The sequence below is a fragment of the SAR86 cluster bacterium genome (assembly GCA_023703675.1).
Lineage (GTDB): Bacteria > Pseudomonadota > Gammaproteobacteria > Magnimaribacterales > AG-339-G14 > AG-339-G14.
The window spans coordinates 190,380-216,101 of record CP097974.1; the positions used below are offsets into that span (position 1 = coordinate 190,380).

The 25,722-nt window shown below is 33.5% G+C and carries 25 protein-coding genes; 20 read left to right on the top strand and 5 right to left on the bottom strand.

Features of this window, described 5'->3' with window-relative positions; all coding sequences use genetic code 11:
- Positions 1 to 27 precede the first annotated feature (27 nt).
- The 3 genes from M9C82_00870 to M9C82_00880 are packed head-to-tail and all read right to left on the bottom strand — an operon-like array spanning position 28 to position 2,625.
- On the bottom strand, positions 28 to 615 hold the full coding sequence (locus M9C82_00870; GenBank protein ID URQ73715.1) for a replication protein P: 588 nt from the start codon (positions 613 to 615) through the stop codon (positions 28 to 30).
- Entirely contained in the window at positions 599 to 1,555 is a 957-nt protein-coding gene (locus M9C82_00875; GenBank protein ID URQ73716.1) for a DnaT-like ssDNA-binding domain-containing protein, read from the bottom strand. The genes M9C82_00870 and M9C82_00875 overlap by 17 nt, the downstream gene beginning before the upstream one ends.
- A complete protein-coding gene (locus M9C82_00880; GenBank protein ID URQ73717.1) occupies positions 1,555 to 2,625 on the bottom strand; it encodes a 3-deoxy-7-phosphoheptulonate synthase in 1,071 nt (356 codons plus the stop codon). Before M9C82_00880 ends, M9C82_00875 begins: the two co-directional genes overlap by 1 nt.
- 58 nt (positions 2,626 to 2,683) lie before the next feature.
- Here M9C82_00880 and M9C82_00885 point away from each other — a divergent pair, with 58 nt between their 5' ends.
- From M9C82_00885 to M9C82_00900, 4 genes are all read left to right on the top strand, one after another.
- A complete protein-coding gene (locus M9C82_00885; protein ID URQ73718.1) occupies positions 2,684 to 4,291 on the top strand; it encodes an NAD+ synthase in 1,608 nt (535 codons plus the stop codon).
- 75 nt (positions 4,292 to 4,366) lie between these two features.
- Complete coding sequence (locus M9C82_00890; GenBank protein URQ73719.1) at positions 4,367 to 5,182, top strand: segregation/condensation protein A; 816 nt, start codon at positions 4,367 to 4,369, stop codon at positions 5,180 to 5,182.
- Positions 5,183 to 5,749 carry an SMC-Scp complex subunit ScpB gene (scpB, locus tag M9C82_00895; protein ID URQ73720.1) on the top strand — a complete coding sequence of 189 codons (567 nt, stop codon included), beginning with the start codon at positions 5,183 to 5,185 and terminating at the stop codon, positions 5,747 to 5,749.
- A gap of 10 nt (positions 5,750 to 5,759) precedes the next feature.
- Positions 5,760 to 6,482 carry an rRNA pseudouridine synthase gene (locus tag M9C82_00900; GenBank protein URQ73721.1) on the top strand — a complete coding sequence of 241 codons (723 nt, stop codon included), beginning with the start codon at positions 5,760 to 5,762 and terminating at the stop codon, positions 6,480 to 6,482.
- Here M9C82_00900 and M9C82_00905 read toward each other — a convergent pair.
- Together M9C82_00905 and ubiG are read right to left on the bottom strand one after the other, a co-directional pair.
- Positions 6,462 to 7,127, bottom strand: coding sequence for an HAD-IA family hydrolase (locus tag M9C82_00905; protein URQ73722.1), 666 nt, complete (start codon positions 7,125 to 7,127; stop codon positions 6,462 to 6,464). The genes M9C82_00900 and M9C82_00905 overlap by 21 nt on opposite strands.
- Entirely contained in the window at positions 7,111 to 7,806 is a 696-nt protein-coding gene (ubiG, locus tag M9C82_00910; GenBank protein ID URQ73723.1) for a bifunctional 2-polyprenyl-6-hydroxyphenol methylase/3-demethylubiquinol 3-O-methyltransferase UbiG, read from the bottom strand. Before ubiG ends, M9C82_00905 begins: the two co-directional genes overlap by 17 nt.
- Before the next feature lie 59 nt (positions 7,807 to 7,865).
- On the opposite strand from ubiG, the gene M9C82_00915 reads away from it, so the two are divergent.
- From M9C82_00915 to uvrC, 16 genes are all read left to right on the top strand, one after another.
- On the top strand, positions 7,866 to 8,993 hold the full coding sequence (locus tag M9C82_00915) for an NAD(P) transhydrogenase subunit alpha (GenBank protein URQ73724.1): 1,128 nt from the start codon (positions 7,866 to 7,868) through the stop codon (positions 8,991 to 8,993).
- The gene (locus tag M9C82_00920) at positions 8,993 to 9,274 is read left to right on the top strand and encodes an NAD(P) transhydrogenase subunit alpha (GenBank protein ID URQ73725.1); all 282 of its coding nucleotides are present in this window, start codon (positions 8,993 to 8,995) and stop codon (positions 9,272 to 9,274) included. The genes M9C82_00915 and M9C82_00920 overlap by 1 nt, the downstream gene beginning before the upstream one ends.
- Positions 9,274 to 10,674, top strand: a complete 1,401-nt coding sequence (locus M9C82_00925; protein ID URQ73726.1) for an NAD(P)(+) transhydrogenase (Re/Si-specific) subunit beta — start codon at positions 9,274 to 9,276, stop codon at positions 10,672 to 10,674. The genes M9C82_00920 and M9C82_00925 overlap by 1 nt, the downstream gene beginning before the upstream one ends.
- A gap of 108 nt (positions 10,675 to 10,782) precedes the next feature.
- Complete coding sequence (gyrA, locus tag M9C82_00930) at positions 10,783 to 13,308, top strand: DNA gyrase subunit A (GenBank protein URQ73727.1); 2,526 nt, start codon at positions 10,783 to 10,785, stop codon at positions 13,306 to 13,308.
- Positions 13,309 to 13,310: 2 nt separating this feature from the next.
- The gene (gene serC / locus M9C82_00935) at positions 13,311 to 14,396 is read left to right on the top strand and encodes a 3-phosphoserine/phosphohydroxythreonine transaminase (protein URQ73728.1); all 1,086 of its coding nucleotides are present in this window, start codon (positions 13,311 to 13,313) and stop codon (positions 14,394 to 14,396) included.
- The gene (gene pheA / locus M9C82_00940) at positions 14,389 to 15,465 is read left to right on the top strand and encodes a prephenate dehydratase (protein URQ73729.1); all 1,077 of its coding nucleotides are present in this window, start codon (positions 14,389 to 14,391) and stop codon (positions 15,463 to 15,465) included. Before serC ends, pheA begins: the two co-directional genes overlap by 8 nt.
- A complete protein-coding gene (hisC, locus tag M9C82_00945) occupies positions 15,465 to 16,574 on the top strand; it encodes a histidinol-phosphate transaminase (protein ID URQ73730.1) in 1,110 nt (369 codons plus the stop codon). The genes pheA and hisC overlap by 1 nt, the downstream gene beginning before the upstream one ends.
- Positions 16,552 to 17,403, top strand: a complete 852-nt coding sequence (locus M9C82_00950; protein URQ73731.1) for a prephenate dehydrogenase — start codon at positions 16,552 to 16,554, stop codon at positions 17,401 to 17,403. The genes hisC and M9C82_00950 overlap by 23 nt, the downstream gene beginning before the upstream one ends.
- A complete protein-coding gene (aroA, locus tag M9C82_00955) occupies positions 17,404 to 18,717 on the top strand; it encodes a 3-phosphoshikimate 1-carboxyvinyltransferase (protein ID URQ73732.1) in 1,314 nt (437 codons plus the stop codon).
- Positions 18,704 to 19,372: a (d)CMP kinase gene (gene cmk / locus M9C82_00960; protein ID URQ73733.1), complete on the top strand. Its 669-nt coding sequence runs from the start codon at positions 18,704 to 18,706 to the stop codon at positions 19,370 to 19,372. Before aroA ends, cmk begins: the two co-directional genes overlap by 14 nt.
- Positions 19,372 to 21,057, top strand: coding sequence for a 30S ribosomal protein S1 (gene rpsA / locus M9C82_00965; protein ID URQ73734.1), 1,686 nt, complete (start codon positions 19,372 to 19,374; stop codon positions 21,055 to 21,057). Before cmk ends, rpsA begins: the two co-directional genes overlap by 1 nt.
- The gene (locus M9C82_00970) at positions 21,044 to 21,322 is read left to right on the top strand and encodes an integration host factor subunit beta (protein ID URQ73735.1); all 279 of its coding nucleotides are present in this window, start codon (positions 21,044 to 21,046) and stop codon (positions 21,320 to 21,322) included. Before rpsA ends, M9C82_00970 begins: the two co-directional genes overlap by 14 nt.
- Positions 21,323 to 21,355: 33 nt before the next feature.
- Entirely contained in the window at positions 21,356 to 21,598 is a 243-nt protein-coding gene (locus M9C82_00975) for a hypothetical protein (GenBank protein URQ73736.1), read from the top strand.
- Positions 21,579 to 22,280, top strand: coding sequence for an orotidine-5'-phosphate decarboxylase (gene pyrF, locus M9C82_00980; protein URQ73737.1), 702 nt, complete (start codon positions 21,579 to 21,581; stop codon positions 22,278 to 22,280). Before M9C82_00975 ends, pyrF begins: the two co-directional genes overlap by 20 nt.
- 9 nt (positions 22,281 to 22,289) lie before the next feature.
- Complete coding sequence (gene ggt / locus M9C82_00985; protein ID URQ73738.1) at positions 22,290 to 23,936, top strand: gamma-glutamyltransferase; 1,647 nt, start codon at positions 22,290 to 22,292, stop codon at positions 23,934 to 23,936.
- Entirely contained in the window at positions 23,911 to 25,716 is a 1,806-nt protein-coding gene (gene uvrC / locus M9C82_00990; protein URQ73739.1) for an excinuclease ABC subunit UvrC, read from the top strand. The genes ggt and uvrC overlap by 26 nt, the downstream gene beginning before the upstream one ends.
- The last annotated feature ends 6 nt before the right edge of the window (positions 25,717 to 25,722 follow it).

Here is a 25,722-nt window from a genome sequence, read left to right on the forward strand (position 1 = left end):
TTGAAGCTGAGTTCAAGGAACTAAATTTTAATTAATAAGCTTATTCTTAAGATCTTGGATCTTTTTCAATTGAGATTTTTTATCTACCTTAATTCTCTGAGTCTTTGGCAATTCGGGAAACTTAGGTTTTGAAAACTCTTTACCTTCAAGATATTCGTTAACCAACAGATCATAATTTAACTTAAATTCTGTAAATGTCTCTTTCTCTGCTTGAGTCCATAAATAGTCCCATCCTGTTTTAGATCCAATGTAAAAAATAATTGGATGAGACCAAGTAAACTTTTCAAAGTTGTTTCGAGAAAGGCAAGCTTCTTTATAAGCATAATTAACGTTTGGGATTCCATTACTCTTTAATTTGCTTTCAATACAAGAATTAATTACTTTTGAAAGAGTTGGAAGAAAATCTGAAGTTGTCATTAACTTGCCTACACTTTCAAATACAATTTTCTCATCAAATCTCTGTAATTGAGTCAACCAAAGTTGCTTGGCAAGATTTAAACTATTTTTGTCTGGATAAGCTTTATGAAATTGGTTGTGATAGGTAACTTCCAGTTGGGTAAAGATCAAATTTATGAGTTCTATTCTGTTATTTGGAATTTTAATTTTCGATGTCAACTGCCCATTCCTTATCATTTAGCCTAGATATGATACCAGAGGCATTAGGATTTTTTTTGTACCATTTAAACTTTACATGTTGGATAAATTTCGAGTTCCAAGAGGTCATTATTTCTTTTGAATCGATCCAAAAGATTCTAAATTCAGCAAGTTGTTTCTTAGCAAATTCTTTTTTTATTCTCGAGAGTTTTAAAACATCGTAACAACTTTCATCTGGCTCCCAATCATCAGTCATTAATTGCGGTTTATTTTTATCATTTATTTTATGTGTAAATTTTGCCCACTCTTTTCTTACGTGACTTACAAAGAGGGTATTCCAAGAATCTGATTTGAAATTTTTCTCTCTCCAATAAAGTATAAATTCTGGTATTGAATTATTAATAAATTCCTCAGAAACTCCTGAGGATTTTAAAATGCTTAATGCATCAACGTTTGGATTCCAGGTTTTTTCGATAGTTACCTTCTTATTTGGTAAATATGTTGTCCTATTCAATTTATTTTGTTCCACAATCAAAAACTTTAAAATGTCGTCTCTAACAAGACTTTCTTTTCTGTTTGAAGAAATTTTCTTCTTTATTTTTTCTAAATTATCTTTAACTGTCCTTTTTTTGACTCCTAACTGTTTTGCTTGGAAGATAATTTCTCTAAGAAAGGATGATTGATGATTTTTTTTTAAAAAAGATCGACTGATAGATCTTGTTTTTATTATCTTTAACGAATAATAGTCTCTACTTTTTTCAATTAAATTTAACTTTTCAAGCTTATCAAGTGCACTGATAATTTTTTTTTCACTAAGAAAAGTAGAATTTTTTTTTAATTGTTTAAAAGAAACTTTTTTGACGTCACTTGATTTAATTTGCTCAAAAATTATTGCTTCCTCTAAGCCAATTGTTTCTGCTATTTCTTTTGAAAAAGATTGATGGCTTGGGAAGTCTCCCATCAGGCAGATTTATGCAATTTTTTTCTCTTATTTTCTATGGCAGTAGATAATTGATTAATCATTATTTCAGTATCGTTCCAGCCAACACAAGCATCAGTGATGCTCTGACCATATTTAATTTCTTCGAGGGGCCCAATTTTTTGGTTTCCTTCTTCTAAGTGACTTTCAATCATTACTCCAAAAATTCTATTTTCACCAGATGATATTTGATCGGATATGTCTTTATTCACAATCAGTTGTCTCTTAAATTGCTTTTTACTATTTCCGTGACTCATATCAATCATTATATTTTTTGATTTTTTTGCAGCTTCTAATTCTTTGGAGGTAGATTCTACAAAAGAAGATTCATAGTTTGTATCAGAACCCCCTCTTAAAATTACGTGACAGTCTTCATTTCCAGATGAATTAAATATGGCTGATTTTCCTTCTTTTGTTATGGACAAAAAGATATGTGAATTGGAAGCCGAGCCAATTGCATCAATAGCAACTTGAATAGAACCATTTGTTGAATTTTTAAAACCAACAGGACAGGATAGTCCAGAAGCCAATTCTCTGTGAATTTGACTTTCAGTTGTTCTTGCTCCAATGGCTCCCCACGATATTAAATCAGCTAAATACTGAGGTGTAATCATATCTAAAAATTCCGTTCCAGCAGGCAAACCAAGATTATTAATGTCAAGAAGAACTTTTCTAGCTTTTCTTAAACCCGAATTCACATCGTAACTATTGTCTAAATTTGGATCATTAATTAATCCCTTCCAACCAATTGTGGTTCTTGGTTTCTCAAAATAAACCCTCATTACAATTTTTAATTGATCGGAATGTTTTGTCTCTAAGGATTTTAATCTTTTAGCATACTCCAAAGCAGATTCAGGATCATGAATTGAACAAGGTCCGACAACAACAACTAATCTATCGTCTCTACCGTGGAGGATATCCGATATTTCTTTTCTTGATTTAAAAACTAGTTCAGATGAATCAGCAGAGATAGGTAATTCTGTGATTATTTCGTTTGGAGGTGAGACCTCCATTAAACCAGTTATTCTGGTATTATCTGTTAAATATTGCATTGCTCAGGACTCAGATTGTAAACATTTTCGTTTTAATTAAAAGCTTTATTAACCATTTATGATCAAGATAAAGGCAGTACAAGAAAACCCTAAAGTTGGTGACATTAAAGGCAATACTGCTTTGATTGAGAAATATCTCGCTTCCGCGGATAAAGAAAAAATTGATCTATTAATCTTCAGTGAGATGTTTCTTTCTGGCTATCCTCCCGAAGACTTAGTTATGCGAGACGATTTTTTAGACGAAATAACAAAATCTATTGAGTATCTTACTAATTTAACGAAAAAAACTTCTCTGGTTTTTGGAGCCCCAGTAAAAAAAGACGGTTTTTTGTACAATGCCGCAATTTGTGCATCAGAAGGTAATTTGCTTGAGACCTATTTCAAGCAAATTCTTCCAAATTACAAAGAATTTGATGAAAAAAGATACTTTGAAAAAGGTAACAAGAATAAAATCTTCAAAATTAAAGATATCCCTATAGGATTATCAATTTGCGAAGACATCTGGTCTGAAACATTCGTAAATAATTTAGTTGATGAGGGGGCTGAAATAATTTTAAATTTGAGCGCCTCTCCCTTCACCATATCAAAAAAAGAAACCAGAAAGAAAATGTTATCTAGCTATTATGAAAAATATCAGCGTCCAATTGTTTATGTGAATCAAACAGGTGGTCAGGACGAATTGGTTTTTGATGGATCATCTTTAATCTTAGGTTCTTCGAAAAAAAGCCTAATTGAATTAAAAAGTTTCGAAATAGATTCTTTAAATTTTGAATACAGAGATTCAAAAATTAATTTTTTAGATTCCTGCCCTTCAAATGATAAGAATCACCTAAAAGATATATATGAAGCTTTGGTTTTGGGAACAAAAGATTATGTTGAAAAAAATAATTTTAAAGGGGTATTAATTGGCTCTTCTGGGGGGATAGACTCGGCTCTAACAGCTGCAATAGCCCATGACGCTTTGGGGAAGGGAAGAGTAAAAACAATTATGATGCCTTTTGATTTCACCGCAGACATAAGCATCGAAGATGCAGGATTGTTGGCCAAAAATTTAGGAATCGATCATTCAGAAATATCTATAAAAGAAATGTTTAAATCCTTTAGCTTGGCTTTAAAAGATTCTTTTGAAGGAATGGGAATTGATAAAACAGAAGAAAATCTTCAATCAAGATGTAGAGGAGTGACGTTGATGGCACTTTCCAATAAATTAGGATTTTTGGTTTTGACTACCGGAAATAAAAGTGAGGCTGCAGTAGGTTATTCCACTCTCTATGGCGACACGGCAGGAGGTTTCTCTGTTTTAAAAGATGTCAGTAAAACTTTAGTATATGAATTGGCTAATTATAGAAATTCCTTAAGTGTTGTAATTCCAAGAAGAATCATTGATCGGCCACCTTCAGCGGAATTAGCTCCAGATCAAAAAGATACTGATTCGCTTCCTGATTATGATCGTTTAGACCCCATCATAGAAATGTATGTAGAAGATGATAAAAGTATTCATGAGATTATCCATGCAGGTTTTGATGAGAAAGAAGTTAGAAGAATTGTGGCTTTGATTGATTTTAATGAGTACAAAAGAAGGCAAGCTCCGCTGGGTATAAAAATCTCTGATAGGAATTTTGGTAAAGATAGAAGATATCCAATCACAAATTCTTGGAAACCCTAAATCTAGTAGTCTAAATACGAAAAAAACACTATATAGTGGGAATATAAGCTTAAAAAGCTTATAATCTAACTATTAATGGATAATTCAGCTGAATTAAAACCATCTCAACAAGAATTTAATCTCGCAGTATTAAACGGCGAAGAAGTTTCTTTCCCTACTGACGATCTTTACATACCGCCAAATGCTTTAAAAATTTTTTTGGAATCGTTTGAAGGTCCATTAGATCTTCTTCTCTACTTTATCAGAAAGCAAAACTTAGACATTCTTGAAATCAATGTTTTAGAGATCACAAATCAATACGTTGCTTACATAGATCTGATGGAAAAAATCCAATTTGATTTAGCTGGCGAATACTTGGTAATGGCAGCTTATTTGACAGAAATAAAATCTAGGATGATGTTGCCGAAGGAATCAGATTCTGAAGAAGAAGAAAACGATCCAAGATCTGAATTGATTAGAAGACTACAAGAATATGAAAGATATAAGACCGTTTCAAAAAGGATTGATTCTATCCCAAGAGTTGGAAGAGACTTTTTTGTTGCTTCTTCTGGGCTACCTGAGTTTGAATCCAGTCAAAAGCTACCTGAAGTCGACTTAAATCAATTGTCCCAAATATTTTCAGAATTACTTCAAAGACAAAAGCTCTCTGCAAGTCATATTATAGAATTTGAAAAACTATCAACAAGAGAAAAGATGTCAAAAATACTAGATTTATTGATCAAAGAGAAAAACATTGAATTCCACAAGCTCTGTGAAATCAAAGAGGGCAGAATAGGAATCATTGTTAATTTCTTGGCTTTGTTGGAATTGGTTAAAGACTCTTTGATAAAAATAGTTCAGTCAAAAGATTTTGGAATTATTAACTTATCTACTAAGGATGAGGTGCATTAAGTGTCCAGTTTAGAAAACATAATTGAGTCTCTTTATTTTTCTGCTTCAAGACCTATTAGTGAAAGTGAAATTGTTAAAATATTAAATGATTCAAATTATGATTTGAAAGCAGTAAAAAATGCAATTTCCATTTTGGAGAAAAAATATCAAGAAAGTAGTTTTGAATTAGTGAAAGTTGCTAGCGGACATCGATTTAGGATTAAACAGGAATATTCTCCTTGGATATCAAAGCTATGGTCTGAAAAGCCTCAAAAATATTCAAGAGCTTTGCTGGAAACATTGTCTTTAATTGCTTATAAACAACCTATAACCCGTGGAGAAATTGAACAAGTTCGTGGAGTATCAGTTAGTAGCCAGATTATTAGAACTCTGTTGGATAGATCTTGGATTAAAGTAGTTGGACATAGAGATGTTCCTGGAAGACCAGCCTTATTAGCAACTACCAAAGAATTTCTGGATGATTTAAATATTTCAAAATTATCTGAATTACCTGAACTTCCTGAATTAGGTAGCATTCCCTCCGAGGTTCAGATTCCTCTTTTAGATGAAGCTCAAGAAAGCGCTTAATTTACATTAGATGTTTATAAGATTGCAGAAAGCAATTGCTGATACAGGTTATTGCTCAAGACGTAAAGCCGAGGAATTAATCTTTGAAGGCAGAGTTTATATTAATGAAAAAAAAGCATCTATTGGTGACAAGATATCTGAGAGCGACCAAATTTTTATCGACGGAAAAAAATTAAAAAGAGTAGAAGCTAATTCGACTAAGATTCTAATCTACAACAAACCAATTGGTGAGGAGTGTACTAATCCAGATGGTAAGAAGAAAACGGTTTTTGACAACCTTCCAAAGCTAGAATCTGGCCGATGGATTTCTTTAGGTAGATTGGATATTAACACCACAGGTTTATTATTATTTTGTAATAATGGCTCTCTCGCAAATCAGATAATTCATCCAAGTAATAACTTAGATCGTGAATATTTGGCAAGAATTAGAGGAAAGCCTACTGAAAAAGACTTAAAAAAATTATTAACAGGGATTTCTATTGATGGAAATAAAATTAAATTTACAGATCTTGTAAAAGGAAGAGAAACAACCTCACATAGTTGGTTCGCAATGGTTATAAAAGAAGGAAAAAATAGAGCTGTAAGAAAACTATGGAATAGTTTAGGTTTTGAGGTCTCTAGATTAAAACGAGTAAGATTAGGACCTATTTTTTTGTCGGCAAGACTTAAACTTGGAGAATACGAATATTTGGACGAAAAAGAAATTAAAAAATTAACTCAAAATTTTCAATAAATCTGCTGGTGATTCTAAGATTATTTGTAAGTTTTCAGTTTTAATAGAATTTTTTTCTCCATAACCATATCCAGCATAGGCAAAATTTGTTTTGGCATTAACTGAGGCTTCGGAATCTCGCCAATTATCTCCTACATAAATTGATTGTTCAGCAGTAAACCCTCCATGCTCTATGGCTTTATTTAATGAGGAAGGGTCAGGCTTTCTTTTGTCAAAAACATCTTGGGGACAGATTAGAATTTCTGTTCTTTTATGCCAATCAAATTTTTCAAATATCTTCTCGGCGAGGTATTTAGGTTTATTGGTGACTACGCCCCATATGATTCCTTTTTCTTCTATTTTTTCTAACATTTTGTTAATTTCGCCGAAGAGAGAGCTATCAAGATAAAATTTGGCATATTCATTGAGTAATTCATTTCTATACATTTCAAATTCTTCTTCATTTTCGTGCACTCCAAAAGCAAGCTTCACAAGTGCTCCAACTCCGTCAGAAACAAGATTTCTTATTTTTTCGAAGGAGATTTCTTTATTAAGTCGATTTAAGGTTAAATTATTTAGTGACTTAGAAAATTCCGGAGCTGTATCTAGAAGCGTTCCGTCGAGATCAAAAAAAATTTGCTTATAGTTCTTATCTTTTTTTAGCATGGATTAGATAATTAACATCTACATTTTTACCAAGCCAGTAATTCTTTGTAATAGGGTTATAACTCATTCCTTTGACTTCACAAACCTCTAAAGAATTATCTCTCATCATAGATGAAAGTTCCGAGGGTTTGATGAACTTCTTGTATTCATGAGTACCTTTAGGCAATAAATTTAATACATATTCGGCTCCAACGATTGCAAACAAAAAAGACTTAGGGTTTCTGTTGATTGTTGAGAAAACTATGGTCCCTCCGGATTTACATAAATCGGAACAGGTTTTTACAAGTTTTGCTGGCTCAGGAACATGCTCAATTGCTTCTAAGCAGGTGACTAGGTCATAGGAGTTTTTTTGATTCGGTAACAAATCTTCGGCTTCACAATTCAAATAATTAATTTCAAATTCTTTTTTTTCAGCATGTTTTTTTGCGGTATGAATTGCTACCTCAGATATATCTACTCCAGTTACATTAGCACCTTTACGATGTAAAGATTCCGTAAGAAGTCCTCCCCCGCAAGCTACATCAAGAGCTTTAATACCCTGCAATTCAATTTTCTCTGATATGTAATTTGATCTGAGTGGATTGATAACGTGAAGTGGGGCAAATTTTCCATCAGGATCCCACCACTCTTCTGCTATCTTGTTAAATTTTTCTTTTTCTGAAGGATCAATATTCATCATTAATTAAGATTTGGAGAATCTTTTTATTATGTTTAAATTTGTGAAATACTTATTATCACATGAACATCTTTTTTCCCAAAGAGCATATTAATGAAGCAAGATTTTCCTTAACCGGTGAAACTGCTGAGAAATTTTTAAAAAAAAATATAGATCTATACGTTGAAGAAACAGTTCAATTTCAAGACGCTCTTTTAAAGAATTTAATAGAAACTGCAAAGGTAAAGACTATCTCTAGGCAGCAGGGATTAAGCTCGGCGGATATTATTTGTAGTCTTAACAAATTAAGTATAGAAGACATTTCTCATATTAAACAAGATACTTTAGTTGTAAGTTTTTTAGATCCATTCAATGAAGTTGAATTGATTTCTGAGCTAAAAAATAAATCTATTTCATCGATAAGTATGGAACTTGTTCCTAGAACAACTAGAGCACAAAAAATGGATGCTTTAAGTTCCCAAGCAAATTTAGCAGGGTATTCAGCTGTAATAATTGCTTCCAATTATCTTGAAAAAGCTCTTCCAATGATGATGACTGCTGCTGGAACCATATCGCCTTCAAAAGTTTTTGTAGTTGGTGTTGGAGTAGCAGGACTTCAAGCTATTGCTACAGCTAAAAGATTAGGAGCGAGAGTTGAAGCTTTTGACACTAGGGAAGAAGTCGAAGATCAAGTAAAATCTTTAGGCGCGAGATTTGTAAAAATTGACTTGGGTGAAACAGAGCAAACATCCCAAGGTTATGCCAAGGCTTTAACGGCAGATCAAATTAAAAAACAACAAGAGGGTATGAAAAAGGTTTGCTCCAGTTCGGATATTGTAATAACTACCGCACAAGTTTTTGGCAGACCAGCCCCAAAAATTATTACAGCAGAAATGGTTGAGGCTATGCAGCCTGGAAGTGTTGTCGTGGATATGGCGGTCTCTTCTGGAGGAAATGTCGAAGGTTCTAAAAAAGGAGAGATAGTAGACATTAATGGCATCAAGATCATTGGAAACATAAATCTACCCGGAGAAGTTCCAACTCATGCAAGCCAAGTTTATGCCAATAATATTTTTAATTTAATTGATGAGTTTTATGACGAAGAAATTGCTTCATTCAGCTACAATTTAAGTGACGAAATTCTTACAAATTGCATTGTTACTCATAAAGGTGAATTCATAAATAAAAGTGTTAAAGAAAGGAATAATTGATGGATAGCTTGTTTGTAATGTTAATTTTTGTTTTGGTTCTTGCGATCTTTTTAGGATTTGAATTGATTAATAAAGTTCCATCGACTCTTCACACCCCTTTGATGTCAGGAGCAAATGCAATCTCCGGAATAACTATTGTTGGTGCGCTCCTCTCCTCAGGTTCAGATGGAGGTGTTTGGACCACTTTTCTAGGAACTGCAGCTGTATTTTTTGCAACAGTAAACGTTGTTGGGGGTTATTTGGTAACAAATAGAATGCTTAGGATGTTTAAGAAAAAGTGATGGATATTTTTCAATCAGAAATCTTTGCAAACATGTCATATATCGTAGCCTCCATGTTATTCATTTTTGGTCTCAAGCAATTGGGCTCTCCAGAAACTGCTCAAAGAGGAAACTTAATATCCGCGTCGGGTATGTTTCTCGCTGTTCTAGTTACTCTTATAAATAGTCAAATTATTTCTTATGAATGGTTAGCTGCTGGATTAATTTTGGGAGTCATTGTGGGCGCATCTGCAGCCTCACTTGTGAAAATGACTTCTATGCCAGAGCTGGTTGCACTTTTTAACGGTTTTGGGGGTATAGCAAGTCTATTGGTGGGCTCTGCAGAATATCTTGGGTCAAACAGCTTAGGTCTAATTTCATTAACAGCAATATTTTTAACCTTAATTATTGGCGGAGTAACTTTTTCTGGAAGCATTGTAGCCTACGGAAAATTGTCTGAAATCCTGCCTGGCAGACAAATAACTTTTTTAGGTCAGCGAATTGTATTGATTATCATTTTCCTTTTTTCACTAATCCTTGGATCTCAATTAATTTTTGGATTTGAATTATTTCAAGTTTGGAGTCCAATATATTCTTTTTCATTTCTCATATTATTCGCCTTGATTATTGGTTTATTGATTACTCTCCCAATAGGTGGAGCCGATATGCCTGTCATCATTGCTTTATTAAATAGTTATTCTGGATTGGCAGCTTCAGCAGCTGGGTTTGTGATAAATAATAACGTCTTGATAGTTGCCGGAGCTTTAGTCGGAGCTAGTGGATTAATTCTTACAAATATTATGTGTAAGGCAATGAATAGATCTTTGGCTAATGTAGTTTTTGGCAGCATTGGCTCTGCTTCATCTGGAGTTAGGAGCGATGAGGATGTGGGTGAAGTTAAGCCTATAAACGTCTCTGATGCTTATCTTATATTAGAAGCAGCTAATTCAGTTTTGGTAGTTCCAGGTTACGGAATGGCAGTTTCACAAGCGCAACATGCCGTTCGTGAGTTAGGTGAATTGCTAGAAGATAATGGATGTGAAGTAAATTATGCAATCCATCCAGTTGCTGGAAGGATGCCAGGACACATGAACGTATTATTAGCTGAAGCAAACGTATCTTATGATCAACTGCAAGAACCTGAAGACGTTAATCCAGTAATGGATACGGTAGACGTTTGTATTGTTATTGGAGCTAATGATGTCGTGAACCCCGACGCTAAAGATAATGAAGGAAGCCCTATTTATGGAATGCCAATAATAGAGGCTGATAGAAGTAAGACAGTTTTCATTTTAAAAAGATCGATGGCATCTGGATTCGCTGGCATCGATAACCCTCTATTTGGCAAAGAAAATTCAAGAATGTTGTTTGGCGATGCTAAAGAATCTATATCTAGTTTAGTGGCCGAATTTAAGTCTTAAAACACTGAAAAATAAGCCTTTTCTAGCCTTCAAAATGCTATAATTTCTTACTGAAAAATAAGTTTTTTGACGCCAAAAACTAACTTATTTTTTTTCTTATTTTAAGCAATGGACGATATAGCAAAGGAAATTATCCCAATAAATATTTCAGAGGAAATGAAAGCCTCCTACATGGATTATGCTATGAGCGTCATTGTGGGAAGAGCTCTTCCGGATGCAAGAGATGGGCTTAAACCAGTTCACAGAAGAACTCTTTTTGCTATGGATATTCTGAATAATGACTGGAATAGAGCTCATAAAAAGTCAGCTCGAATAGTTGGAGACGTTATAGGTAAGTATCACCCACATGGCGATTCAGCTGTGTATGAAACTATTGTCAGAATGGCACAAGATTTTGCTCTGAGATATCCATTAATCGATGGTCAAGGTAACTTCGGTTCAATGGATGGAGATGGTGCGGCAGCAATGCGTTACACAGAAATAAGGATGTCAAAAATTTCCAGAGAGTTAATGGCCGATCTAAACAAAGAAACAGTGAACTTTGTCGAAAATTATGACGGAACGGAATTCATACCTGAAGTATTACCAACTAAGATTCCTAATTTACTAATCAATGGATCTTCTGGAATAGCAGTCGGAATGGCAACTAACATGTTGCCACATAATCTTACAGAGTCAATAAATGCTGCTATTGCAATTTTAGAATCACCGAAAATAAGTACAGAGGATATTTTGAAAATTATCCCTGCACCAGACTTTCCTACCGGAGGAATTATAAATGGCACACAAGGAGTCGAAGAAGCAGCAAAAACGGGCCGAGGAAAAGTAATTTTAAGAGCTAAGACTGACATAGAAACTGATAGTAAAGACAGGTCAAAAATTATAGTTACTGAAATTCCTTATCAAATCAATAAAGCGCGTTTAGTGGAAAAAATAGCACAACTTGCAAGGGACAAGAGAGTTGACGGGCTTTCTGAGATAAGAGACGAATCAGACAAAGACGGAGTAAGAATTGTAATTGAGTTAAAAAGTGGAACCAATCCAGAGGTAATGCTTAATAACCTTTTTGCTTTGACTCCATTAGAAAGCTCTTATGGAATAAACAATGTTGCTTTAGTAAACAACGTCCCGAAAGTTTTAAATTTAAAAGAAATATTAGAAATTTTTATTGCTCATAGACGAGAGGTTGTCACAAGGAGAACTATATTTGATTTAAACAAAGCCAAAGATAGAGGTCACATTTTAGAAGGTCTCACAGTTGCTTTGGCTAATATAGATCAAATAATTAGTTTAATAAGAAATTCAAAAGATCCTGCTATTGCAAAGCAAAAGCTGCTTTCAAAGAAATGGAAAGCAGGCATGGTAAGTAAACTCATTAAGAATTCAGGCTCTATTTCCACAAAACCAGAAAATCTCGGAAAAGAATTTGGACTGTCAGGATCCTCTTATAAGTTATCAGAAATTCAAGCTCAAGCAATCTTAGACTTAAGATTGCAAAGACTTACAGGTTTGGAACAAGACAATTTAGTTGCAGAATATGAAGAAATTCTAGGCGAAATTAATAATTTACAAGCCATCCTTGAAGATCCAGATAAATTAAAAAAAGTAATTAAAGATGAACTTGAGTATATAAAAGAAGAGTATGGAGACGAGAGGAAAACTCCCATAGAAGAAAGACTAGATCTTACAAATGAAGATTTGATTAAACCAGAAGATATGGTTGTAACAATCTCTAGGTTGGGATATGCGAAAACGCAACCCCTAGAAGTTTATCAATCTCAAAGAAGAGGCGGGGTTGGAAAAACCGCAGCTTCGGTTAAAGAAGAAGACTTTGTAGAACAATTAATAGTTGCCAATACTCATCACACACTATTATGTTTTTCTAATTTAGGAAAAGTTTATTGGTTGAAAGTTTATGAAATTCCTCAAGCATCCAGAATTGCAAAAGGAAGACCGCTAGTAAATTTAATTCAACTTGATGCGAATGAGAGGATTACAAGCCTACTGAATATTGAATCTTTTGATAATGCAGGTTATGTCTTTATGGCTACCGCAAATGGTATTGTTAAAAAGACTCCCCTAGAGGATTTTAGACTGCCGCGGAAAAATGGAAAAAGAGCAATTAAATTGGATACTAGCGATGAATTGGTTGGAACAAAAATTACAGATGGGCAGGAACAAATTATGCTTATTAGCGACGCCGGAAAAGCAGTATTCTTTGATGAAAAAGATGCAAGGCCATTGGGAAGAGATACTCGAGGAGTCAAAGGAATTGAGTTAGAGGATAGGCAAAAGGTTATATCATTAATGGTTCCTAGTCCTGACGATGAAATTCTTACAGTTTCTGAAAATGGCTTTGGAAAAAAATCAAAAATTAATGATTTTAGAAAAACAAAGAGAGGAGCAAAGGGAGTCATCGCAATGCAACTTTCAGATAGAAATGGTAAGTTAATTTCAGCTGTTCAAGTTGTAGAAGAAGACGAAGTTATATTAATTACGGATAAGGGAACTTTAGTTAGAACCAAAGTTTCTGAAATAAGTACTTTTGGAAGAAATACTCAAGGCGTTAGAGTAATAAAATTGAAGGAAAACGAAAAACTAAATAAGTTGGCCTTGGCTTTAGAAGGAGACTAAAAATGAGGAATTACAATTTCTGTGCGGGACCCTCAGCCTTGCCCACTGAAGTTTTAGAAGAATTAAAAGAAGAAATTTTAGATTGGAAAAACCATGGTCTTTCAGTAATGGAGATGAGTCACAGGAGTAAAGAAGTTGTAGAAATAGCAGAAACTGCGAAACAAGATTTTATTGAATTAATGGATATAAATTCCGATTACGAAGTTTTATTCATTCAAGGAGGAGCTTCACTTCAATTTTCTATGGTTCCGATGAATTTATTGTCATGTTCAAAAACTGAAGCCTTAAGCAACTATTTAAACGTGGGACAATGGTCCATTAAGGCAATAAAAGAGGCAAAAAAATATGGGAATCTAAAAATTTCTGCTTCTTCTGAAGAAGTTTCTTTCAAAAAATATCCTAAACCTGAAGAGTGGAAAATAGACGCAGAGGCTTCTTATCTTCATTTAGTAATGAATGAAACGATTGATGGCGCTTGTCTTAGAAACCATGAAAACTTACCTCAGATTGACTTAGTTGCTGATTGTTCTTCTTGTATTTTATCTGAACCAATTGACGTATCGAAATTTGCTTTAATTTACGCTGGTGCGCAGAAAAATATTGGTCCAGCTGGATTGGCAATTGTAGTTATCAGAAAAGATCTCCTTAGAGAAAGAAATGATTTACCAGCCATGATGAGTTACAAAACTTACGCGGATTCGGATTCAATGTATAACACGCCTCCAACCTTTGCATGGTATTTGTCAGGTAAGGTTTTCAGTTGGTTGAAAAACAGGGGCGGCTTGGAGAACCAAAAGAGAATAAATGAATCTAAAGCAAATAAACTTTACGCATTCATTGACTCAAGTGATTTCTTTAAAAACGATGTCGATATTGAATCAAGGTCGATAATGAACGTTCCATTTCTAATGAGCGATGAGTCTCTGAATAAAAAATTCTTAATTGAATCAAAGGCAGCAGGCCTCTTAAACCTCGGTGGTCATCGCTCTGTAGGTGGCATGAGAGCAAGTATATACAATGCGGTTCCTGAAGAGGGAGTAGACGCTCTTGTGAGTTTTATGAAAGATTTTGAAAAACAAAATGGCTAATAAAGATACTTTAAAAGATATAAGAAATAAAATTGATCAATTGGATTTATCTATCCTTAAATTTCTAAGTCAAAGGGTAGAATTAGTTATAAAAGCAGGAAAAATAAAAAAATTTTCGAAAGATACTTCTTTTTATAAACCTGAAAGAGAAGCTCAAATTTTAAGAACAATTATTTCGAATAATAAAAGTTCTCTCAGCAAGGAAAGCTTAGAAATAATTTATAAAGAGATAATCTCAGCCTGTTTCGTAAGAGAAAAGGAAATAGAAGTTTATTTTCTCGGTCCCAGAGGAACTTATTCTGAATTAGCATGTAAAAAAAATTTTGGCAGCTCTGTTAACTCTACTGCTTGCAAAACAATTTCTGATGTTTTTGAGGCTATTAGTGACGATAATTCATACGGAATCGTGCCATTAGAAAATTCCACCGAAGGCGCTGTAAATTCAACCTTGGATGCTTTGCAAAATACCAATTTAAAAATTTGTGGAGAGTTGGAAATGCCTATAAGGCATTCTTTATTAGCCAAACAAGAAGAGATTGAAAAAATAAAAAATATTTATGGTCATCAACAGTCCCTTGCACAATGTAAAAATAAAATTCAAAACCTGTTGCCAAAAGCTAAACTAATTCCTGTTGAGAGTAGCGGTTTAGCTTTAAACAAAGCAAGCAGTGGAAACTTTAACGCCTGCATCGCCCATCAATCTTTTGCAACTGATAATAATTTAGTAATTTGTAAAAAAAATATCGAGGATAAAACAAACAACACTACAAGGTTTATTATTTTAGGCTTGAGTTCACCCTTAAAGAGCGGTCTCGATAAGACTTCAATAATAATTTCTTTAGAAAATAAACCTGGTTCCCTTTCGAAGATATTAAAAATTTTTGAATCCTCAAGTGTGAATCTTAGTTACATTCAATCCAGACCATCTAAAATTGATAAATGGAGTTATTCCTTCTTCTTGGATTTTGAAGGGCACTCGGAAACAAAAAAAATTAGCTTGCTAATGAATAGATTAGAAAGTAAATCACTTAATCTTAAATTGTTGGGTTCTTACCCAAAAGCTCTTTAATGTCTCAATCGCTAAAAGACAGTGTGAACAAGGGGGTTTTAGAATTAAAACCCTATGAGCCTGGCAAACCCATTGAGGAAACTCAAAAGGAAGTAGGTTTAGATAACATCATAAAGTTGGCTAGTAATGAAAATCCACTGGGCATAAGTCCAAAAGCTTTGAAAGCAATCTCATCTGCAACAGATTTGAATAGATATCCAGATGGAAATGCAACTCAATTCAAAGAAAAAGTTGCATCAGAATACAATGTTAAACCTTCCATGGTAACCGTTGGCAATGGTTCAAACGACATTATTGAATTTATTGCTAAATGTTTTTTGAGCTTTGGCGATACAGCAATTTTTTCTCAGCACGGATTTGCCATTTACCCTCTTGCTATTAAAGCCAGTGGAGCAGAACCAATAAAAGTAGAAGCTAAAAATTGGGGTCATGATTTAGATGGAATTGCTGATTCAGTAAAAGAAAATACTAAAGCAATTTTTTTAGCAACTCCGAATAATCCTACGGGTACAGTTTTATCGGTAAATGAATTAAAAACTTTTTTGGAAAAGATTCCATCAAATATCATAGTTTTGGTTGACCAAGCTTATTTTGAATACATTGAAGATGAGCAGTACAAAGTTCCCTTTGAGTTGATTAATGAATTCTCAAACCTAGTGATCTCAAGAAGTTTTTCCAAAGCTCATGGCTTAGCAGCTTTTAGGTTAGGGTTTTCTATAAGTTCTGAGGAGATAGCTGATTTTTTAAATCGGGTTAGACAGCCCTTCAATGCGAATAGTCTTGCTCTGATAGCAGGAGTCGAAGCTCTAAATGATAAAAAACATATCTCTGAATCTGTAGACATTAACAAAAAAGGTTTGGCTCTTGCCGAAGAGTTTTTTGAAAAATTAGGTTTTGATTTCATTAAATCTTATGGAAACTTTATTAGCTTTGATTCAAAGATGGATTCAGATAAAAGTTTTGAATATTTTTTGAGTAAAGGAATAATTTTAAGATCTTTAAAAGTTTATGAAATGCCTAATCACTTGAGAGTTTCCATTGGAACGGAAAATGAAATGCAACAATTTTTTTCGACTTTAGAAGATTATGCAAAATTCTTATCAAAATAAAACAATGCAATTTGGCATCGTTGGGTTAGGGTTGATTGGTGGATCAGTAGCCAAAGCACTAAAGGCAAGAAACTTCGAAGTTTTTGCAGAAGATCTTAATAGGAATTATTTAGAAGCTGCCACTAAAGAGGGATTAATTTCAGGTTCTTTAAATGAAATCGATCAAGAAAAAGAGTTTATTTTGATCATTTGTGTGCCGGTCTCAGCATACGCCGACATTTTTTCGCATCACAAAGATTTAATGACTAAGGCGCAATTAGTTACAGATTGTGCGAGCGTAAAAAATACTTTGAGCGATGAACTAAATAGTCACCCCTCACTTCAAAAAAATTATGTTTTCTCTCATCCTATGGCAGGATCTGAAAGAAGTGGTTTTTTTCATTCGGATAAAGATTTATTCAAAGATAGAGTTTGTATATTATCTAAAAAAGACCTAACTGAAAAAAAATCGTTAGACTTATGCGAAAATCTTTGGCGAGACTTAGGGTCAAAAATAAAATTTTTAGATCTAAAAGACCACGATAAAATTTTAGCATCAACGAGTCATTTACCTCATTTCATAGCATTTTCCTTAGTTAAATCTCTTTCAAATTTAGATTCAGATAAAATTTATTCTGGAGGAGGTCTTAAAGATTTCACGAGAATAGCGGCAAGTGATGTGAAAATGTGGAAAGATATTTTTTCTCATAATAAAGATGAAATTTTAAAAGCCATCGAAGATTTTACACAGTCAGTTAATCTTTTTAGAACCCAAATACAGCAAGATGATTTAGACAAGATTGAAAAATTTATTGAAGAAGCGAAAGCTTTTAAAGAGCATAAATTGTAAATGAAGAGATCCATTATCTCAGAACCAAGTTCTCTCAAAGGACAAATTGAAATTCCTGGAGATAAGTCTGTATCCCATAGAGCTTTAATTTGTGGTGCTCTTGCCAGCTCTCCAACAAAAATAAGTAATCTCCAAAGAAGTGAAGATGTCTTAAATACTTTTAAAGTAATTAAAAATTTAGGTATAGACACAGAGCAAAAAGATTTAACTATCCGGCTTTATGGTAAAGGTCTACGAGGACTTTCAAAGCCAAGCAATGAACTATATTTTGGTAACTCAGGAACCGGAATTAGATTAATGACTGGTGCATTATCAGGTCAAAATTTTGATAGCATTCTTCAAGGAGATAGTTCCTTAACTAAAAGGCCCATGAAAAGGATTTCGGAACCTTTAGAAGAAATGGGGGCTTGTATAAATCTAAGTTCTGAATTTACTCCACCAATTGAAATAATTGGCAATAAGAATCTTTCTGCAATCTCTTACGACATGCCAATCCCGAGCGCTCAAGTAAAGTCGGCTATACTTTTTGCAGCATTATTTTCCGAAGGAAAAACAAAAGTGAGAGAATCGCTCGTATCAAGAAATCATACCGAATTAATGTTCCAACAATTTGGCATAAATTTAAAAACGATTAATTCTGAAATAACTCTTTCTGGGCAAGAAGAATTTGAGGGCAAAGACATTAATGTCCCTGGAGATTTTTCATCAGCTGCCTTCATGATTGTGGGTGCATTAATTACACCTGATTCTTCTATTTTGATTAAAGATGTTGGTTTAAATTCAACTAGAATAGCTCTTTTGGAGGTTTTAAATTCCATGGAGGCGGATATAAAAATTGAAAATATAAGAAAATTTGGAAGCGAAGAGGTTGGAGACTTAAGAGTTTCTTCTTCGCAATTAAAACCTTGCAAAGTAGGGGCTTCTCTTATTCCCAATCTAATCGATGAGTTACCAATTTTATTTATAGCTTCATTATTTGCTACGGGAGATTCTGAATTTTTTGGAATTGAAGAATTACGCCACAAAGAAAGTGATAGATTATTGGCCATGCAAAGCGGTCTTAAAAATATTGAAATAGAGACAATTTATAATAGTGGAAAGTTAACAATTGAAGGCAAAGGCAGTGATTATTTAATCGATTCGGGAACTGTAGATTCTTTTGAAGATCATAGAATTGCTATGGCTTTCATTATTGCTGGATTAAGATCAAAAAAAAATTTGGTGGTTAAAAATACAAATTGTATAAAAACCTCGTTTCCAGAGTTTTCCTATTTACTTGATTCTCTCGGAGCAAAAATTGATGAAATTCAATAATCTCATAACGATTGATGGGCTCAGTGGAGCTGGGAAGGGGACTTTGGCGCTTAATCTTGCGCATGAATTCAATTATGAAATTTTAGACAGCGGAGCGCTTTACAGGCTGGTTGGATTGGTATCTCAAAGAATGGACTCTAAAGATCCAGAGATAATCGAAAAGGAAATTGGTTCAAAAAAAATAGCTATGAATTTAAATCTAAAACTAATGGAGACAGAAATTTTTTTTGGAAATGAAAATGTAACAAAATTACTCAAATCAGATGAAATTGCTAATGAGGCTTCGAATTTTGCATCTGATAAAAAAATTAGAGAAATATTAAAAAATTATCAAAAAAATTTTTATGATCCAGAATTAGGTCTAGTCGCAGATGGAAGAGACATGGGAACAGTTATTTTTCCTGAGGCTAAGTGGAAGTTTTTTCTCATTGCATCAATTGAAGAGAGGGCAAAAAGAAGGGAAGAGCAGTTGAAAGATATTGGTTTGGAAGTTAATATTGCCAACCTTATAGATAGCATCATGGCTAGAGATAGCAGAGACGCCAATAGAGATGTTTCTCCTGCAGTCCCAGCTGAAGATGCCATCACAATAGATTCTAGCAATTTAAGTATTGATGAATTAAAGAAAAAAATATTGGGAATAGTAAAAACTTAATGGAAACAACCTTTGCAAAACTTCTAGATGAAAATCTTGATACGTTAAATTTTGAAATTGGAAAACTTATAACAGGAGTCGTAGTTGATCTTACTGATGACTGGGTTGTAATTCATGTAGGCTTAAAATCTGAACCAATAATTGCTCGAAATGAATTTCTTGCTGATGAAGCAGAAAAAAAACTTGAAATTGGAGACGAAGTAAAAGTTACTTTAGAGGCTATTGAAGATGGTCATGGCTCTACTAGAGTTTCAAGATTAAGAGCGATGCATGACGAAAGCTGGGGAAAGTTAGAAGAATCTTTGTCGACTGGATCTATTGTTAAGGGGTACATCACCGGAAAAGTAAGAGGCGGCATGACAGTAGACGTTGGCGGTGTTAGAGGCTTCTTGCCTGGTTCATTAGTAGATACTAGACCTCTAGAAAATTTTGATCATCTTGAAAAGTCCTTTCAAGAATTCAAAGTCATTAAGCTTGATAAAGAAAAAAGTAACGTTGTGCTCTCGAGAAAAGCAGTTCAAGAAGACATCAATTCAGAAGAAAGAGAAAAGATTTTTGCAACCATTCAAGAGGGTTCTCAAGTAAGTGGCACAGTGAAAAATTTGACTGACTATGGTGCTTTTATTGATTTGGGCGGAATTGATGGTCTTCTTCACATTACTGATATCACTTGGAAAAGAATAAATCATCCTTCAGAAGTACTTTCAGTTGGAGAAGAAATAGAACTCAAAGTTACTAAGTTCGATAGGGAAAAATCAAGGATATCTTTGGGCATGAAACAACTTTCTCAAGATCCTTGGGAAAATATTAAAGATATTTATCCTATTAATTCAGTCAATAAAGCAAAAGTAACAAGTCTGACAGATTATGGATTTTTTGCCGAATTAGATTCTAACACCGAAGGTTTAGTGCACGTTTCTGAGATCGACTGGACAAATAAGAATATTCACCCGTCAAAAGTTGTTTCCGTCGGAGATGAAGTAAATCTAATGGTTTTGGAAATAGACATTGAAAAAAGAAGAATTTCATTGGGAATGAAACAGTGTGTCGAGAACCCCTGGTTAAAATTTGCCGAAGGTCATAGCCTTGGCGATAAGGTAAAAGGTGAAGTAAGCTCGCTTACAGATTTTGGAATGTTTGTTAGTCTTGAAGAAGGAATCGACGGATTGATTCATCTTTCGGATTTATCTTGGACCGAGAATGAACAAGAAGCTTCAAAAAATTACACCAAGGGACAATCTGTTGAGGCAATCATTCTAGCAATGGATGCCCATAAAGAAAGAATATCTTTAGGCATTAAACAACTCACCGAAGATTTTTTTGAAAGCTTTGCCAACGAAAACCCAAAGGGATCTCAAGTTGAAGCCAAAGTAGAATCTATTGCCGACGATACAGTTAATTTGATGGTAAATGATAAAATCCTTGCTAAGTTAAAACTGAGAGAGTTGAAAGACAGTGAGCCAAAAGCTGGAGACATAATTACAGCACAGATTACCTCAATTGATAAAAAAGAACGTTTTTTGAATCTTTCCATTAGGGCATTAGAAAAAACAGAGGAAAAGTCACTTTTAAAAGAAAACGTCAAAAAGAATAAAGAAATTGAAGAGTCGACAAAAACTTCCATTGGAGATCTGATTAAGGATGAGATAAAAGAAAGCTCATCCGATAAAGATGAAGAAGTCTGAACTTAAAGAAAAAATTTTTTTGAAATTCCAAGACTATTCCTATTTGGACATAAGCATAGCGATTGATGCAATAAATCAAAAAATTTGCCAAGAGTTACAAAATGATCAAAGAATTGAGTTAAGAGGATTTGGTTCATTTTCATTAAGAAAGAGGAAACCGATGCGTGGAAGAAATCCAAAAACTGGAACTTCTATCGAATTAGGCGAAAGGCGTATTCCTTATTTTAGAGCCTCAAAAGCTCTTAACTTTAAAATAAATCATTAATTCTTAATAATCCCTCCTGATATAATGTTTTGGGTGAGGTATTTTTACTTAATTTTATTTTTTCTTGTTCTAGGCTATTTTCTTCTTTTCTTTTTTCTGAATCAGGATTTTGTTGAAATAGATTTATATTTTCTAGAAATAAAAGGTGTTTCTTTAGGATTCACAATTTTGGGAGCTTTGGTTACTGGAATGATTTTAAGTTTAATTCTTCAGATACCTCTTCTTTTCAAAAAGAACAAAAAAACTTATAAAACTGATGACGATAAAAATAAATAAAAAACAAGTCATCGTTGCACTAGATCTTGATTCGTTTGAAGAAACTGAAGAAATTTTGAAATTTTTAGATCCAAATTTATATAGAGTTAAGATTGGAAAGCAATTGTTTATGAATTCTGGCCCAGAAATTGTTAACAAAATCCAAGCTCTTGGCTTTGATATTTTTCTTGATTTAAAACTTCACGACATACCAAATACGGTTGGAAGTGCTTTAAAAAATCTATTGAGTCTAAATGTTTGGATGATCAATATTCACTTACTTGGCGGCAGAGAGATGATTGAGGAATCGGTAAAGAGGATAAAAGATTTCAATCATCAAACTTTACTTACTGGAGTTACAGTTTTAACGAGTTTAGATAACAAAAATTTAAATGAAATTGGATTGCATAAAGGTACTGACGAAACGACCTTTACTTTGGCCAAATTAGGAAAAGAACTAGGAATTGATGGTATTGTTGCGTCACTTGATTCTGTTAGTGAAATAAAAAGAAATTTTGGTAATGATTTTTTGACGGTCACTCCTGGCATCAGAATGCAACAAAGTAACGATGATCAAAAAAGGTCTGGATCGCTTTTCGATGCAATTCAATTTGGTTCTGACTTTGTGGTTGTTGGAAGAGAGCTTACTCAAGCTAGAAACAAAGATGAAGTAATAAATCAATTTAACTCTTTAATTGCCTAGCAAATGCAAATGGGTTGGAAAGTTTTTATTGTTTTTTTAATTGTTTCTTCATGCGCCAAAAATAATCACCCGAACAATGCAGTAGTTGTTACTCGTCATCATCTGGCAACTGATGTTGGTGCAAATATTTTAAGAGAAGGCGGTAACGCTGTTGACAGCGCTATTGCTGTTGCATTTGCACTTGCAGTGGTGAATCCTTCTGCTGGAAATTTAGGGGGTGGAGGTTTTATGTTGTATTACGATGCCAAAAAAAATAAAACCTTCGCACTTGACTATAGAGAAAGAGCGCCACAAGCAGCAACAGAAAAAATGTTTTTAGACAAAGACGGAGAAGTTATCAAAAATTTGAGTCTTAATTCTTATCTAGCAGCAGGAGTTCCTGGAACGGTAAAGGGAATGTTTAAAATACATGATTTGTTTGGATCGAAATCAATGAATGATTTAATTTCTCCCGCCATAAAAATAGCAAAGAACGGCTTTGAGTTATCATCTTTTCAGGCTGAAAATTTCAACAAATATAAAAAAAAATTCTCTAATGGCTCAGATAGCGAATCAATATTTATAAACGCTGAAAGAGATTTTGAAGAAGGCGATGTATTTATTCAGACAGATTTAGGAGAAACTTTAGATCTAATAAAAAAACAAGGACAAGAAGTATTTTACAACGGAATAATAGCCGAAAAAATTGCAGCGGATTTTTCAAATAACGGTGGGCTTATAACAATAGAGGATTTAAAAGACTACAAAGTTTTTTTAAAAGACCCTATTTGTGGAGATTATAAAGAATACGAAGTCTGTTCTATGCCATCACCAAGTTCAGGCGGAGTCGCAATTATTCAAATGTTAAATATTATTGAAAACTTTGATCTTGCTAAGTATTCACACAATTCAATTGAGTACATAAAACTTTTAGCTAAAGTAATGAGTTTTGCGTATGCAGATAGATCTAAGTATTTAGGAGACCAGAACTTTTTCAATTCGCCTGTAAACAAATTAACTTCTAAAAGTTACGCGAATATCATTTCTAAAAAAATAAAATCTGGTGAGAAAATAAGTGTTGAGCCAGGAATATATTTTTACGAAGGAGATCAAACTACGCATTTTTCTATAATTGATTTTGATGGAAACGTGGTGAGCAACACTTACACTCTCAACACAGCTTATGGATCAGGTATAGTTGCAAAAGGTACTGGAATATTAATGAATAATGAAATGGATGATTTTTCTATCAAACCCGGTACGCCAAACGCTTATGGTTTAGTCGGGTCAGAAGCAAACAAAATCGAATCCAGAAAGTCGCCTTTGTCTTCTATGTCTCCAACTGTTGTATTTAAAAACTCCAAGCCCGTTTTAATTACAGGATCTCAAGGGGGCTCAATGATAATAAACACGGTATTTCAAGAAATTTTAAATGTTTTAGAATTTGATATGAAATTATCTGAGTCTAACAAAAAAGAGAGAGTGCATTATCAATGGAAGCCGGATATCTTATTTCATGAGGGCTTGAGCAAAGATTTGATTGAAGAACTGAGTAAAGAAATGCGGCTTTACGAGAGAAATATAGGCGAAACTCAATCAATCGCAATCGAAAACAATAATTATAAAGGATGGACAGATCATCGCAGACCAGATGGAAAAAAAATTGAATTACATTAAAGCCATAGAAGTATTTGAAAAGAAAATTGAGCTTCCAGAAGATCCAGGAGTCTATAAATTTTTTAATGCAGATTTTGAATTGCTTTACGTAGGTAAAGCAAAAAATTTAAAAAATAGAGTTTCTTCTTATTTTTCTAAAGGCGAAACCAAGAAGCAAAAATCCTTAAGAACTCAGATTAATTATGTAGATTTGATAATAACCAAAACCGAATCGGATGCCTTAATCTTAGAGCAAAGCTTAATTAGAAAGCACAAGCCTCCTTACAACGTTCAGTTCAGAGATGATAAATCTTATCCAATTATTCACATTGCCTCTGCAAAAGAATTTCCAAATATTTTTATTTCCAGACAAAAGCAAAAAGAGGGAACTTCTTTTGGACCTTATGCAAACGTTGGTGCGATGAGAAAGAATCTTGAGATGTGTAAAAAAATCTTCAAAATTAGGGATTGCAAAGATGTGGTTTTTAAAAATAGAACTAGGCCTTGCATAGAGTATCAAATTGGCCGATGTTCAGCTCCTTGCGTTGGATTAATTTCTAAGGAGGATTATCAAAAGGATGTTGAAAGCGTAGAAAATTTCCTAAATGGAAAAAATGAAAAAGTTTTAAAAGATCTTTATGAAAGCATGGATAAATATTCAGATAGTAAAGACTATGAAAGGGCAATTCTCTATAGGGATAAAATTAATGCCATACGAGACATACAAAAAAATCAGAGCATATTGACTTTGTATCAAGACATAGACGTCGTCGCCTTTAAAAAGAATAAATTTAGTATTTGTATAAGCTTGGTCGAGGTAAGAGACGGTTGGATAAGCACAACAAAGAACTTTTTCTTAGAAGACCAGAAACTACTGGCAGACAAGGATATGTTTCTTAGATTTATTGAATCGTATTATTTAAATACAAAAGAAAAAAAAATAAATTTAATAGCAAACTTTGACCTATCAAATCATAAAATTGAATTAGAAAATATTTTAGAAAAAAAAATAAAGATTATAAAAAAATCTAAAAAAAATGAGCCTTTACTTGAAATTGCCGAATCACAGGCATTGGATAGAATTAATCGAAAAAATACCTTTGAATGGGTAAAAGAATCTTTTACAAACCTTAAAGAAAAATTAGGATTGAAAAATTTAGAAAGAATTGAAGCTTTCGATATAAGTCATAATCAAGGCAGCAAAGTTACAGCGTCATGTGTTTGCTTTTCGGAGGATGGTCCAGACAAAAAAAATTATAGGAGCATGAACCTCTCGCTTGATAAAAATGATGATTATCTAGCTTTATCAGAAGCAGTAAGAAGAAGACTCAAAAATCTTGAAGATAATAATAAATCTTTTCCCGACTTATTAATTATAGACGGCGGAAAAGGACAATTAAATTCTGTATCTAGCGAGTTAGAAAAGAGTGGCTTTAAAAAAGTTAATATAATTTCTATTTCGAAAGGACCTTTAAGAAATGAAAAATATGATGAGATTCATTTAAAAAGTTCTCCTTACAAGTTAAACGTTTCAGATCTTGAGGGGTGCTCAAGGTTGATACAATTAATTAGAAACGAATCCCACAGATTTGCCATTAAAAAACATAGACAAAGAAGAAGTAATTCTTATTTAAAATCAGAAATAGACCAAATTCCCTCCATCGGAAAAAAATATGCAAATCTCTTAATTAGACATTTTGGCGGCACTAAAAGATTAAAAGAAGCTTCTTATGATGACCTTTTAAAGGTAAATGGCATTGGTGAGCAAAAAGCCAAGCTCATCAAGAAATATTTGAACTAAAATTCT

Excerpts from the sequence above, each read along its gene's own strand:
- ggt (URQ73738.1), top strand. The coding sequence starts at position 22,290 with ATGGGTTGGAAAGTTTTTATTGTTTTTTTAATTGTTTCTTCATGCGCC.
- pyrF (URQ73737.1), top strand. The coding sequence starts at position 21,579 with ATGACGATAAAAATAAATAAAAAACAAGTCATCGTTGCACTAGATCTT.
- serC (URQ73728.1), top strand. The coding sequence starts at position 13,311 with ATGAGGAATTACAATTTCTGTGCGGGACCCTCAGCCTTGCCCACTGAA.
- rpsA (URQ73734.1), top strand. The coding sequence starts at position 19,372 with ATGGAAACAACCTTTGCAAAACTTCTAGATGAAAATCTTGATACGTTA.
- M9C82_00905 (URQ73722.1), bottom strand. The coding sequence starts at position 7,127 with ATGCTAAAAAAAGATAAGAACTATAAGCAAATTTTTTTTGATCTCGAC.
- M9C82_00875 (URQ73716.1), bottom strand. The coding sequence starts at position 1,555 with ATGGGAGACTTCCCAAGCCATCAATCTTTTTCAAAAGAAATAGCAGAA.
- M9C82_00920 (URQ73725.1), top strand. The coding sequence starts at position 8,993 with ATGGATAGCTTGTTTGTAATGTTAATTTTTGTTTTGGTTCTTGCGATC.
- aroA (URQ73732.1), top strand. The coding sequence starts at position 17,404 with ATGAAGAGATCCATTATCTCAGAACCAAGTTCTCTCAAAGGACAAATT.
- hisC (URQ73730.1), top strand. The coding sequence starts at position 15,465 with ATGTCTCAATCGCTAAAAGACAGTGTGAACAAGGGGGTTTTAGAATTA.
- M9C82_00900 (URQ73721.1), top strand. The coding sequence starts at position 5,760 with ATGTTTATAAGATTGCAGAAAGCAATTGCTGATACAGGTTATTGCTCA.
- gyrA (URQ73727.1), top strand. The coding sequence starts at position 10,783 with ATGGACGATATAGCAAAGGAAATTATCCCAATAAATATTTCAGAGGAA.
- cmk (URQ73733.1), top strand. The coding sequence starts at position 18,704 with ATGAAATTCAATAATCTCATAACGATTGATGGGCTCAGTGGAGCTGGG.
- ubiG (URQ73723.1), bottom strand. The coding sequence starts at position 7,806 with ATGATGAATATTGATCCTTCAGAAAAAGAAAAATTTAACAAGATAGCA.
- M9C82_00915 (URQ73724.1), top strand. The coding sequence starts at position 7,866 with ATGAACATCTTTTTTCCCAAAGAGCATATTAATGAAGCAAGATTTTCC.
- M9C82_00970 (URQ73735.1), top strand. The coding sequence starts at position 21,044 with ATGAAGAAGTCTGAACTTAAAGAAAAAATTTTTTTGAAATTCCAAGAC.
- M9C82_00950 (URQ73731.1), top strand. The coding sequence starts at position 16,552 with ATGCAAAATTCTTATCAAAATAAAACAATGCAATTTGGCATCGTTGGG.
- M9C82_00885 (URQ73718.1), top strand. The coding sequence starts at position 2,684 with ATGATCAAGATAAAGGCAGTACAAGAAAACCCTAAAGTTGGTGACATT.
- uvrC (URQ73739.1), top strand. The coding sequence starts at position 23,911 with ATGGAAAAAAAATTGAATTACATTAAAGCCATAGAAGTATTTGAAAAG.
- pheA (URQ73729.1), top strand. The coding sequence starts at position 14,389 with ATGGCTAATAAAGATACTTTAAAAGATATAAGAAATAAAATTGATCAA.
- M9C82_00880 (URQ73717.1), bottom strand. The coding sequence starts at position 2,625 with ATGCAATATTTAACAGATAATACCAGAATAACTGGTTTAATGGAGGTC.
- M9C82_00925 (URQ73726.1), top strand. The coding sequence starts at position 9,274 with ATGGATATTTTTCAATCAGAAATCTTTGCAAACATGTCATATATCGTA.
- M9C82_00890 (URQ73719.1), top strand. The coding sequence starts at position 4,367 with ATGGATAATTCAGCTGAATTAAAACCATCTCAACAAGAATTTAATCTC.